At 41.4% G+C, this 13,071-nt stretch carries 8 protein-coding genes; 3 read left to right on the top strand and 5 right to left on the bottom strand.

Annotated features, from left to right (window positions below; genetic code table 11):
* Positions 1 to 16: 16 nt before the first annotated feature.
* From I6J03_RS11635 to rhaT, 3 genes are all read right to left on the bottom strand, one after another.
* Positions 17 to 1,291 (bottom strand): TIM barrel protein, encoded by a 1,275-nt coding sequence (locus I6J03_RS11635; protein ID WP_003011424.1) that lies wholly within the window; start codon positions 1,289 to 1,291, stop codon positions 17 to 19.
* 94 nt (positions 1,292 to 1,385) lie between these two features.
* A complete protein-coding gene (locus I6J03_RS11630) occupies positions 1,386 to 3,494 on the bottom strand; it encodes a bifunctional rhamnulose-1-phosphate aldolase/short-chain dehydrogenase (protein ID WP_003011426.1) in 2,109 nt (702 codons plus the stop codon).
* 23 nt (positions 3,495 to 3,517) lie between these two features.
* A complete protein-coding gene (gene rhaT, locus I6J03_RS11625; RefSeq protein WP_201693683.1) occupies positions 3,518 to 4,591 on the bottom strand; it encodes an L-rhamnose/proton symporter RhaT in 1,074 nt (357 codons plus the stop codon).
* 271 nt (positions 4,592 to 4,862) lie between these two features.
* Between rhaT and I6J03_RS11620 the strand changes: the two genes are divergently transcribed.
* Positions 4,863 to 5,483, top strand: a complete 621-nt coding sequence (locus tag I6J03_RS11620) for a hypothetical protein (protein ID WP_198137138.1) — start codon at positions 4,863 to 4,865, stop codon at positions 5,481 to 5,483.
* 54 nt (positions 5,484 to 5,537) lie between these two features.
* Here the strand turns inward: I6J03_RS11620 and I6J03_RS11615 are convergent, their stop codons facing one another.
* Together I6J03_RS11615 and I6J03_RS11610 are read right to left on the bottom strand one after the other, a co-directional pair.
* Positions 5,538 to 6,908: a RagB/SusD family nutrient uptake outer membrane protein gene (locus I6J03_RS11615; RefSeq protein ID WP_236586187.1), complete on the bottom strand. Its 1,371-nt coding sequence runs from the start codon at positions 6,906 to 6,908 to the stop codon at positions 5,538 to 5,540.
* 105 nt (positions 6,909 to 7,013) lie between these two features.
* Complete coding sequence (locus I6J03_RS11610; RefSeq protein ID WP_039990465.1) at positions 7,014 to 10,499, bottom strand: SusC/RagA family TonB-linked outer membrane protein; 3,486 nt, start codon at positions 10,497 to 10,499, stop codon at positions 7,014 to 7,016.
* A gap of 665 nt (positions 10,500 to 11,164) precedes the next feature.
* Between I6J03_RS11610 and atpD the strand changes: the two genes are divergently transcribed.
* On the top strand, positions 11,165 to 12,667 hold the full coding sequence (gene atpD, locus I6J03_RS11605; protein WP_003011438.1) for a F0F1 ATP synthase subunit beta: 1,503 nt from the start codon (positions 11,165 to 11,167) through the stop codon (positions 12,665 to 12,667).
* Between the two features lie 119 nt (positions 12,668 to 12,786).
* A complete protein-coding gene (gene atpC / locus I6J03_RS11600) occupies positions 12,787 to 13,035 on the top strand; it encodes an ATP synthase F1 subunit epsilon (RefSeq protein ID WP_003011440.1) in 249 nt (82 codons plus the stop codon).
* The last annotated feature ends 36 nt before the right edge of the window (positions 13,036 to 13,071 follow it).

Raw genomic sequence — 13,071 nt, 5'->3', positions numbered from 1 at the left:
TATGAAATTACTGTTCTTACAATCCTGTAGCGACACTGGCAGTACCACGCTCTTGTGTCAGGATATCACGAACACCCAATTGACGATATAATTCGACCGGATTCAATGCTCCACCTTCACGGAGTCTGGATTCAGCAACAATACTTCTGACATCTGTACGGAATGCATCCTGCAGAATCTCCTGAGCCTTTACAACATCATTCTGCTGCTGTGCTTCTTTCAGCGCCGCACGATCTACTAACAAGGCCTGAGCGTATGCAATCTTAATCGCCTCTACAGACTGCAGCAAATCCACCAGCGGATCTTTTTGATTATGTGATGCATCGATCATCCAGCCTAAACCTGTGGCATGATCCATACCTCTCGCATCCATACCTTCGACCAGTTCATTGAAAATCAGAAACAGCTGATAGGGTTTTATACTTCCGGCTGTCAGATCATCATCTGCATATTTGGAATCGTTGAAATGGAAACCGCCCAATTTACCTTCCATTAACAGCAGGGATACGATCTGCTCGATATTAGCATTCGGCAGATGATGTCCGAGATCTACTAATGTATAGGCCTGATCACCCAACTTATTGGCCAATAGCAGAGATTGTCCCCAGTCTGCGATAGTTGTAGAATAGAAAAACGGTTCGAAACATTTGTATTCGACAAATAGCTTCCAGTCTGCCGGAAGATGCTTGTAGATTTCTTTCAATGAAGAAAGTGTATTTTGAAATGCTTCTCTAAAGTTCAACTGTCCCGGAAATGATGATCCATCGGCCAGCCACACAGTCAGTGCTTTCGATCCTAAAGCAATACCATGACGGATCACTTCCACATTATGATCAATAGCCTGCTGCCGTACATGGGGATCTACATGATGAAGGGAACCAAATTTGTAACTGTATTTCTGGTCTTTCTGATCCTGAAACGTATTGGAATTAACTGCATCAAACACCAGTCCGTGATAACTTGCCAGCTGTTTGATCGCTTCTGCATCCTGCGGAATATCCCATGGAATATGTAAAGAAATCGCTCCGCTCGAACGATTCAGTTTATGCAATAATCCCACATCTTCGATTTTCTGTTCCAGTGTCCCGGGCTCTCCCTGTCCGGAGAAACGCCCAAAACGGGTACCACCTGTGCCTAAAGCCCAGCTTGGAATAGCGATCTGAAAGACGCCTAATTTTTGTATTATTTCTTCCGTATTCGAAAGGGTCTCGGCTAAAAATGTAAACCTGCGTTTATGTGCATCCAGATGCAGGTTATTATACTCCTCTATTAAACTATCTTTAATTAACATGGTTCGGTTTGTTTGTTTATAATCAGTAATTCTTGCAAAATCAAATATATTAAAGGATTCTCATATCTCTCCCCCAAATCCTTTAATATCATACTTATCTTACAAATGCCATAGCGACTCCCCCGTCGACATTAAGCACATTACCGGTAGATTTGTTCAGTAAGCCTCCTGCAAAAGCAAAACAGGCATTGGCAATATCCTCCGGAAGAATAATTTCTTTTAACAAGGTACGGTTTGCATAGTATGCCGGCAATTCAGCCACCGTAATCCCGTATGCCTTCGCGCGGCCTTCTGCCCAACCGTTCGCCCAGATATTACTATCTGAAATAACGGCATCCGGATTGACCACATTGACACGGATACCATCCGGCCCAAGTTCAGCTGCATTTAAGCGGCTCAGGTGAAGCTGCGCTGATTTGGCACTTCCATATCCCGCATTATTCGGTCCGCTTACCAAAGCATTTTTACTTACAATATTGATAATATCACCACCAATAGCCTGCTTTTTCATTGTTTTTACAGCTTCCCGGGTTACAAAAAACTGTCCTTTGACCAATACATTATACAACAGATCCCAATCTTTCTCTGTATGGTCTTCTATAGTTTTGGAAATAGATAAACCTGCATTATTCACAACAATATCTACACCTCCGAATGCCAGTGCACACTGACTCAAGGCCTGTTCAATCTGATCTTCACGCGTCACATCCAGGACAACTGTCGCAAAAGCATCTTTTCCATAGGTAGATTGGAATTCTTCTGCAACAGCCGCCAAACGCTCTGCATTCATATCATTAAGGACGACAACAGCGCCTTCATTGACAAATTTCTTAGCTATAGCTTTGCCTATTCCACCGGCACTGCCAGTCACCAAAGCGATCTTACCCGATAGCGCTTTAGGCTTCGGCATACGTTGTAATTTCGCCTCTTCCAGCAACCAGTATTCGATATTGAATGCTTCCTGACGAGGCAGAGAAGTATACGATGAAATTGCCTCCGCTCCCTTCATCACATTGATCGCATTGATGTAAAACTCAGCGGCCACACGTGCAGTCTGCTTATCCTTTGAGAATGAAAACATACCTACGCCCGGATAAAGTATAATTACCGGATTCTCATCCCGTATGGCAGGACTATTTGGATGTTTACAGGACTCATAATAAGCAGTATACATTGCTCTGTAAGCTTCAAAAGCCGGAGCAAGCCGTGCTTTGAGAGCCTCTGTATCGGACAGATCTTCATCTTTCCCAAGATCCAGTACCAGAGGTGAAATTTTAGTGCGTAAAAAATGATCTGGACAGCTTGTACCTAGCGGCGCAAGACGTTTCAGATCATTGGAGTTTATAAATTCGAGTACACGGTCATCATCTGTAAAATGGCCTATCATATGACGTTTACTTGAACAGAATCCTCTTAATACAGGCGCCAGTTTTGCAGCTTGTTTCACACGTTCGTCCGCAGCCAGACTTTCTATTTGCTGACCTCCGAATACAGGTCCTTTTTTACCAAAATTATCTTCTAAATAAGCCGCACAACGCTCAATAACATCTAAGGTATTGACATAACTTTCATAGGCTGTATCTCCCCAGGTAAATAAACCGTGAGAACCTAACATAATACCACGTATTGAAGGATTCTTATCCAGACATTCTTTAAGCTGAAGGCCCAGATCAAATCCCGGTTTTTGCCAGTCCACCCAGCCAATCGTTCCGTCAAACAATTCCTGTGTGATCTTTTCGCCATCTTTGGCTGCAGCTATAGCAATAGCTGCATCAGGATGTAAGTGATCGATATGTTTGAACGGAAGAAATCCATGCAACGGTGTATCGATAGAAGGCGCTTTAGAAGCCAGATCATAAATACAGTGATTGAACAGCTCTACCATCTCATCCTCATGCTCTATACCGCGGTATACACTCTTCAGCCCTCTCAGTCGTTCTACATATAAGGCAGCAAGACCGCTTTTAGTCAACGTGCCAATATCACCTCCTGAACCTTTGATCCACATGACCTCTGTCGCAGATCCTGTCAACGGATCATTCACGACGACTTTACATGAGGTATTCCCTCCCCCATAGTTGGTAATTCTAAGATCGGATCCTAATAAATTGGAACGATACAGTAATAATCCAACTTCATCTCCTTCCAAAGATTTAGCCTTTTCATCATCCCACAAGTAATTAACGTGCTTATATGTTTTCACCTTTTATATATTTTTTATAGTTATTATTCTAAAGTTTTAGCAAATCCAACGATACAGATCGACAGGATTATGGTCGCAATACCTGCAATAATAGCGCGGTAAGTAGGTTTACTGACACCTTTCCATTCTTTCAGAATAACGCCCCAGGCATTAGAAATAAGAATGATAAATGCCATGTGCAGTATCCAGGAACTGGCTCCGTTACCCAATCTGCTTTCTCCCATTCCATAGAAGAAAAACTGCAGATACCAGGTTGTACCGGCCAGTGCACACAACAGCAGATTTTTGCCAAGCGGCGCTGAAGATTTCGTATAATCAGAAAATGTTTTATTCTTGGCCAACAGATACAGACACCATATAAAATTGGTGGTAAAACCGCCCCATAGAATAACGATATACGTCACATTATTCTGGTACAGGAATTCTCCCTGGCCGGGATTTGCAGCTTTCCAAAGTTGATTGGCCACATCGGCCATAGGTTTACCCGCTTCGATTCCAAAGTTGAAACATGCACTCAGGATACCTGAAACAATAGCGACAGTAATTCCTAATCCGAATTTATATTCAGACTGTGCAGCACCTGACAGATTCATCAGCCCTTTTTCTTTCAATACTCCTGCCCTGCCACAGAGATAAATACCCACGATACAGATCAAAAGTCCGACCATTACACAAATTCCTGAATTGGTAGTAAAAAAGAAATCGATACCATGTTTACCCGGAACAGAATTAAAAAAATAATAGATCGAAGGCATCAGCGCTCCGAATACCATACTCAGACCCAATATAATACTGCTTCCCAGAGATACGCCCAGATAGCGTACGCCAAGACCGTAGGTCAGTCCGCCAATTCCCCACAGCAAACCAAACAAATAGGTATATCCGATAATCGATGAAGACGTATCTGTAATAATCTGAAAAAAATCAGGAATCGTCAGATAAGCGGCTACAGGTGGTACAAGTACCCAGGAGAATATTCCTCCAAGGATCCACATCGCCTCCCAGGACCATCCTTTGACCCGCTTATAGGGTACATAAAAACTCCCGGACGCAAATCCGCCAATAAAATGAAAAAAAACACCGGCTATCCAGCTCATACAATTTATAGGGTTATATTGATACTATTAGATACCGCAAATTATAACTTTTTACTTCGCGAACTGTTATGCGCTGTCATGTATGCTCTACAGATATAAATACACAATACTGCCGAGAAAAAGGTATATCGGAAAAAGCAAAATAATGCTTCTCTTGATTTTAAATTAAGGTTTATTGTTTTATTTGTATATTAGTGGCACTCGCAACTAAATATAGGCGTCATCTTTACCAAATATGAATATGAAACTTATCTATAACACAACAGATTGTATGAATTTCAAAAAACTATTTTGTTATATTTCGGCAACTCTACTTTTTGCCATTCTATCTTTCCCGTCGGGGAGTACTGCTCAGACTTCTACTTTTAAATACAGTAATGACGGATTAAAAAAAGGAACGATAGAAAGTCAGTTTCAACACCTCAATTATATTTCCCGTACCCAAGACCCTTACAAACTGATAAGGAAAGAAAATCTGGATATCATCAAGAAAAATGTACAGGATAGTATTGCCCGCCTGTCGCAGGAAATCAACACCCTAAAGTCTTCTTCTACCAATTTTGCTTCCAATACCAAAGCCCTCCAGGACTCTGTAAAAAATGTATCACAGGAACTGGAAAAAGAAAGATCAAAAACAGATAGCATATCTTTTATCGGAATCCCTTTTTCAAAAACCACATATCATACTATGGTGTGGGCAATTATAATTGTATTGGCTTTGTTATTCCTGATCACGCTGGCTTCATTCAGAAAAGCAAAAGTAGATACGGTAGACCACAAAAAGACTACAGATCAATTGCAGGATGAATTGCAGACACTGCGTAAAAAATCAATGGAAAATGAACAGAAATTACGCCGTCAGCTACAGGACGAGATAAATAAAAGAGTATAAAAAAAGCGGGTTCACCCGCTTTTTTTATACTCTTTTTATCCTTTATATTATCGGTTAATAGCCGGGATTTTGTGTAAGCCCTGTTCCCAAAGCGATCTGAGCGGAAGGAATCGGATACAAAAGGTATCTTTCATCAGTCAGCGTATCATATTTTTTAAGAGCCAGCTTGGTCCGGCTATAGTCAAACCAGGTTTCACCTTCAAACATAAGCTCCTTTTCCTTTTCTTCCTGCACAGCTGTAATAAATGCTTCCAGATTGCTATAAGTGCTAATGGGCACAGTGACACCTGCACGATCCTGTACAGCTTTTAGCGAATTGTATGCAGTCGTACTGACGCTATTATCTACCCTTGCCTGCGCCTCTGCATGGATTAAGTAAATTTCAGCCAAACGAATCACCGTCAGATTCTGGCTTGCCGGAGAGAAATTCGGAAACTTTCCCATAAAATAATTATTCTTGCTTCCCTTTTTTACAGTGAAAGCTCTCCGCTTGTCCTGCGGGCTGTACAGATCCTGAATGGTCGAATCTTTAGCAAAAAACAACACACTGGCATTATCGTTGGCCACTGCAGCAAGCGGGTTTGTGGCCTGATCATCAAATTGAATCTCAAAAATGGCCTCATTCGTATTTTGTGTTGTCCAGATCGTGCTGAAATCTGTGACTAAACCAAATCCTGCTGTTGTGATGATTTCATTAGCCAGATCTGCAGATTTCTTATAGTCATTCGTAATAGCGGCCTGATATAAATATACCTTTGCCAGTAAAGCTTTCGCTGCCCAATAAGAAGCTCTTCCTTTGGCAGCATCACCGGTGTTAGGATTAGCCTGAGGAAGCGCAGCAACAGCCTCTGTTAGATCGTTAATAATCTGTGTATAGATTGCCTCTTTTCCGGATTCGGGAATATCAAAATTATCACCTTCTTTGGTATAGGTCAGCTTTAGAGGCACCTTATTAAAAGCCCGAACCAGAAAAAAATAATTCAATGCCCTGATAAATTTTGCTTCACCAATAAATATATTTTTCTTTTCCTCGGTTATCATCGTAGGAGTCATGTCCGGAACTTCTTCAATAATTTGGTTAGCTGCATTTATAGTCGCATAGATCGCCTGCCACATATTGGCCGTCCAGGGATTTATAGCCTGTATCTTATGTTCTGCAAAGTTCTGATATTCAGGAAAACTCGCTGAATGTCTGACATGCCCCGCCGAAAATTCCGGAACAATTACGATCGACTGACCAAATGAAAAGGAATTCATCATTGTACGGTAAGTACCTAACACGGCGGCATTTGCATTGGTTTCCGAATTAAAGAACTGATCCTGTGCGATCTGCCCCATCGGGTCCCGATCTAAAAATTTATTACACGATGTACTCAAAGTGACTATCATCGTAACCAAACAGATTAATATTATTTTATTTTTCATCATTATACTTTTTAGTCAAAATCTATCGCAGTCATATTTTCGGCACTCCGCCCGGATCGTTTCCGGTTTTGAACTGCGATGATTTCAGATTTACAGCTTTCGAAATTAAAAAGTCATGTTAATACCAGTAGTGAATATACGCGGCTGCGGATAACTACCGTAGTCATATCCATAGATCAGACCGGTATTAGCTCCTCCGTGACTTGAACTTACCTCCGGATCATAACCTCTGTATTTGGTAAATACATATGCATTTTGTACAGTGACATACCATCTAAGTTTTTTCATTTTGATCTTCTCTGCTACTGTAGGCGACAATGTGTAACCCAACGTGATATTCCGAAGTCTGAAGAAAGAACCATCCTCCACAAATCTGGAAGATACGGCTCCGTTACTCAGATCACCCGGAGCTGGTCTTGGAACATCCGTAATATCGCCCGGAGCACGCCATCTGTCCACAAAGTCAACAAACTGATTTGAACTCGGATTAAAGCCTTCCAATCCGGAAGCCAGATTATAATTGAAGATATCATTTCCGTAAGTAAACTGTCCCTGGATACTTAAGTCAAAGTTTTTGTAGGCGAAATTATTGGTAATACCTCCGAAAAATGAAGGGTTGGGATCGCCAATCATCCTGTGATCTTTATAATCTGTAGGAGAGACAGCAGAACCATCTTGTCCCAGATAATCGATCATACCTGTCTGCGGATTTACACCATTGGCCTGCCATCCATAAAATACACCAAGAGGTTGTCCGACAATGGCACGATTCAGATCACCAACACCACCTCTCATTTCATTCAGTCCCTCAGGTAGTGCCAATACTTTATTTCTGTTAAAGGTCATATTCAGAGATGTCGTCCACTTAAATTCGCCAACCAGATTTTTGGTTGTCAACTCAAACTCAAAACCTTTATTTTCTATATCTCCCGAATTTGTAAACCTATTAATGTAACCGGAACTGGTCAGAATTGGTAATCCAATTAACAAATCGGAAGTTTTCTTGTAATAATAGTCAGCTAACAACGATATCCTGTTATTTAAGAAGCCCGCATCAATACCCACATTCCATTGACGGGTAGTTTCCCATTTCAGATCACGGTCTCCCAGTATGTTGGGAATAAATCCAGCCATACCCAGATAATTGCTGTTTCCGGAATACAGAGAACGACTGGCATAATTACCAATATTTTGATTTCCGGTAATTCCCCAGCTTGCGCGGAGCTTCAGGTCATTCAGTATTTTGGAATCTTTCAAAAACTCTTCTTCCGAAAGTCTCCAGGCTCCCGCAAAGGAAGGAAATATAGCCCAACGATTGTCAGCACCAAATCGGGATGATCCATCCGAACGAACATTTGCATTCAGGATATATTTGTCCTTATAGATATAAGTTGCACGGGCAAACCCCGAGGCGATCGCCCATTCTTCAGGATAAGAATTTGCACCTGTAACAACACCTCCTGCAGTAATATAAGGAATATCATTATTCGGAAAATTGGAACGTTGTCCATGCACAAACTCAAGTCTGGACTCCTGAACCGAGAAACCGGCCAATGCATTGAGGGCATGATCACCAAACACTTTATCATAGGTCAGCGTCGTCTCATTGATCCAAAGCTGATCCCGGGTATTGCGACGGGCACCTATACCACCCTGACTGGCATACGAACGAAGTCCCACCGGCGGCATAAAAAATGTCTCATCAATAAAACTAATATCCGTCCCAAAACTGGTTTTCAGTAATAACTCAGGAATGATATTATATTCTGCACCAACGTTTGCCAATACACGGAAAGTTTGAGCTTCATTGGTAGGAAGGGTCAACATAGCTACAGGATTCTCACGGGTTAAGCGTACCTGGTCATATGCAAAATTACCGGAAGCGTCATATACCGTTAAGTTTGGTGGAGAAAAGATTCCGCTTTTGGTCGCTCCTTCTTTCGAGTTTTCTTCCTGAACACGTTTGTTAACTGCTCTTGTCAGATTGATAGCCGTAGAAAATCTAAGTTTATCATTGTGCTGATGATTTAGATTTATACGACCACTTAGGCGATTGAAGTCTGAACCTAGCAACACTCCTCCCTGTTTCATATAGCCAACTGAGGTATAATATTGTGTCTTCTCGCTTCCTCCTCTTGCAGAAAGTTCGTAACTACGGGTACCTGCATTTCTGAAAATAGCATCCTGCCAGTCCGTGTTAACATTGGAATTGGAAAATATCTGATCCGGAATAGTTGCATTCGGATCCTTTTCCTGCAGGATTTTGTAATAGTCTTTCATATAATCCTGATACTGTTCCGTATTCATAAAATCATAATAACGTTCACGTGGTACTTGTGAAAATCCTTCATACATATTGAAGTTAAATTCACTTTGTCCGGCTACACCTTTTTTGGTCGTAATCAGTACAACACCGTTAGCGGCTCGCGAACCGTAGATAGAGGAGGATGCCGCATCCTTTAATATTTCAATAGACTGAACATCGGAAGGATTGATTGATGAAAGCACATTTATACCCTGAGTACCTCCCCCAAAATCAAAGGTAGAACCACCAGTAAAATTTGTTGTGCTGTTAACCGGAATCCCGTCTACCACATAAAGCGGATCCGAACTCGCATTAATGGATGTCGTACCCCTTACGCGGATACTGATACCGCCTCCGGGCGAACCAGACTTCTGCGTGACTTGAACACCTCCCGCTTTACCCTGAATAGCCTGAGTAATACTCGGCAACACTTCATCTTTGATTTCATTGGCGCCGATACTCGATACCGCACTTGGTAAGGTAGCACGATTCATCGTCCCATACCCTACTGCTACCACCTGGACAGAGTCAAGCACATTAGTTTCACTACTCAGTACAACCTGTATGTCCTTTCTGTTGCCAACTGTCTGCGTCAGGGCTTTATAACCAATCGATGAGAACTTTATTTTATTCTTAGGACCGGCAGCGATCTGGAATTTACCGCTTTCGTCTGTATTCGTAGCCTGATTAGTTCCGACTACAGTAACCGTCACGCCCGGCAAAGGTCCTTTCGGGCCATTGACAATTCCGGATACTGAAGCTTGTTTACCAGATACAACCTGGCTACTGCTATACTGTTTAACAGCACTGCTATCCGTCACGGCAGGCTTGACTGTACCCGCAGAGTCGGGAGTCTGTACGACCGTTGCAGAATCCTGGCGGGTCACTACAGAATCCGCATCTGTCTCTGTTTCGGCCTCGGCCTTGCCACTGGATAAAGAGATTTCTACAAGCCTCTGATTGTTGACATGGACTTCTTTATTTTTAAATCCGGATTTGATAACAACCAGAATTCCGTTAGGATCTGCTGCAATTTTAAATTCGCCGTTTTGATCTGTTAATCCGCTGTTTGATGTCCCCTTTTCAGTAACGACAACTCCTTCAATGGCCATTCCGGCGGAGTCAGTGACCTTACCGCGGATCTCGATAGAGTCAGATGCAAAGTACGAATGCGAGAGAGAATAAGAGCTGTGGTACTTGTTTTCAATAAGGTCTGCGCGTCCTGTTTGACAAAAAAAAAGAAGACCACATGTCAAAAAGAGCGCGTGATAGAGGTAGTGAATCATTACTTTAAATATTTTTATAAGAATCTGAAATGAAATAATACGTTAAAAAGCAAAATGGGAATACCTGTATAACGTTGATGTCAGAGGAAGGTGTAACTGGGAGGTTTAGAACTTGTTACAAGACCCAACCTCAGCAGATGTCTGCCTGTACGGGCAGGAGTTGCAAAAGCAGAAGTCATAATCGTCGGAGAGTGGGAATACCTCCTGTTTGGATTGTTTTTCTTAGAAATCATAAATAGCATAGTATAAATACAAAAAGTGTAAATCAGCATCAGGTTTCAAGGCTCCGTCCGGAACCAGACCAACCCATATATAACAGATTTATTACACGTTTTAGTATAAATTGTAACAAAATAATAGACAAAGGAAAACAAAACAGGCTTTTTGACAGCTCCAACATACTTTTAACACAAGCAGCGATATGTACATATTGCTGTTGTAATGAAGGTATCACATATCTGAAAGGCGGAGAATATATAACAGGAAAACAGCTTTTGCATAACCTATTCAGTCATAATCATATTCAAATCTACCAACTGCGAAAAAAAAGTGAATTTTATTAGCGTAACGTTTTGCTTTTAAGCAGATATAGTTTATTTTTGCAGTCCAAAATAGGACTCATTTAGAGTTTTGTAATTGATTATTAAATATTTAGTCCCTATAATATGCCCCAAATTGGTAAAATAGCGCAGATTATCGGCCCAGTTGTTGACGTCAACTTCGCCGGCAATGAAAATCTTCCTAAAATCTATGATGCATTGTACATCGAGAAAGAGAATGGACAACGTATCGTTTTAGAGGTACAACAACACTTAGGTGAGGATTGTGTTCGTACTATTGCCATGGACGCTACCGAAGGATTGGTGCGTGGAATGAAAGTTGTAGACACAGGAGCTCCTATCAAAATGCCGATTGGAGAAGAAATCAAAGGACGTGTATTTAACGTTGTTGGTGACGCCATTGACGGGATCGAAAATCTAGACAAAACAAATGGTCGTCCTATTCACAATGTACCTCCTAAATTTGAAGATCTGTCAACAGAATCAGAAGTTCTTTTCACAGGTATCAAAGTAATCGATTTATTAGAGCCTTACGCTAAAGGTGGTAAGATCGGATTATTCGGTGGTGCCGGCGTAGGTAAAACAGTATTGATCCAGGAACTGATCAACAACATCGCTAAAGGTCACGGTGGTCTTTCGGTATTTGCTGGTGTAGGTGAGCGTACCCGTGAAGGTAATGACTTACTTCGCGAGATGTTGGAATCAGGTATTATCAAATATGGTGATCACTTCATGGAAGGCATGGAAAAAGGCGAATGGCCTTTGGAAACTGTTGATCAGGAATTGATGAAAGAATCAAAATGTACGTTTGTATTCGGTCAGATGAATGAGCCTCCGGGTGCACGTGCCCGTGTAGCATTATCAGGACTGACTGTTGCAGAATACTTCCGTGATGGTGAAGGTGACGGACAGGGAAAAGACGTACTTTTCTTTATTGATAACATCTTCCGTTTTACACAGGCAGGATCTGAAGTATCAGCGTTATTAGGGCGTATGCCTTCAGCGGTAGGTTACCAACCAACTCTTGCAACAGAGATGGGTCTGATGCAAGAGCGTATCACCTCAACTAAAAACGGATCAATCACTTCCGTACAGGCTGTATATGTACCTGCCGATGACTTGACTGACCCTGCTCCGGCGACAACTTTTGCTCACCTGGATGCAACAACAGTATTATCCCGTAAAATTGCAGAATTAGGTATCTATCCGGCGGTGGATCCATTGGATTCTACTTCACGTATCCTTTCTCCGGCAGTATTAGGAGATGAGCACTACAATACAGCTCAGCGCGTAAAAGAAATTTTACAACGTTATAAAGAACTTCAGGATATCATTGCTATCTTAGGTATGGATGAATTATCAGAAGAAGATAAGCAGACCGTTCACCGCGCACGTCGTGTACAACGTTTCTTATCTCAGCCATTCCACGTAGCAGAGCAGTTTACAGGTTTGAAAGGTGTATTAGTAGACATCAAAGATACTATCAAAGGATTTAACATGATCATTGACGGTGAAGTAGATGAATACCCTGAAGCAGCTTTCAACTTAGTAGGTAGCATAGAAGAAGCTATTGAAAAAGGTAAAAAATTATTAGCAGAAGCAGTATAAATAAGTAGTTAGTATTTAGTAATTAGTAGTCAGACAACCGACAAAAAGTCAATTGCTGCTAATTACTATGTAAAAAAGTCTAAATACGTAATACTTACTACTAAATACTATTAAAATAAATGAAACTCACAATTATTACTCCAGACAAGTTGGCTTATGAAGGCGACGTTACAGCAGTAACAGTCCCTGGATCTGCCGGCTCATTTCAAATATTAAAAAACCACGCACCTATCGTCTCTACATTAGAGGATGGTCCGGTTATTATTAAGGCTGGAAACAATGAAGAGGTCCTTAACATTAAAGGTGGAGTAATTGAAGTAAAAAACAATGTCATTATTGTCCTGGCAGAGGGCATTATACAAGAATAGTAATTAAGATTTTTTAATCACTTCATAAGCCCTTAA

This window comes from Sphingobacterium spiritivorum, assembly GCF_016724845.1.
GTDB lineage: Bacteria > Bacteroidota > Bacteroidia > Sphingobacteriales > Sphingobacteriaceae > Sphingobacterium > Sphingobacterium spiritivorum_A.
This window is presented reverse-complemented; position numbering and strand designations above follow the sequence as displayed.

Coding starts and splice junctions, on each gene's coding strand:
- I6J03_RS11635 (WP_003011424.1), bottom strand. CDS start 1,291: ATGTTAATTAAAGATAGTTTAATAGAGGAGTATAATAACCTGCATCTG.
- rhaT (WP_201693683.1), bottom strand. CDS start 4,591: ATGAGCTGGATAGCCGGTGTTTTTTTTCATTTTATTGGCGGATTTGCG.
- I6J03_RS11620 (WP_198137138.1), top strand. CDS start 4,863: ATGAATTTCAAAAAACTATTTTGTTATATTTCGGCAACTCTACTTTTT.
- I6J03_RS11615 (WP_236586187.1), bottom strand. CDS start 6,908: ATGAAAAATAAAATAATATTAATCTGTTTGGTTACGATGATAGTCACT.
- I6J03_RS11610 (WP_039990465.1), bottom strand. CDS start 10,499: ATGATTCACTACCTCTATCACGCGCTCTTTTTGACATGTGGTCTTCTT.
- atpD (WP_003011438.1), top strand. CDS start 11,165: ATGCCCCAAATTGGTAAAATAGCGCAGATTATCGGCCCAGTTGTTGAC.
- atpC (WP_003011440.1), top strand. CDS start 12,787: ATGAAACTCACAATTATTACTCCAGACAAGTTGGCTTATGAAGGCGAC.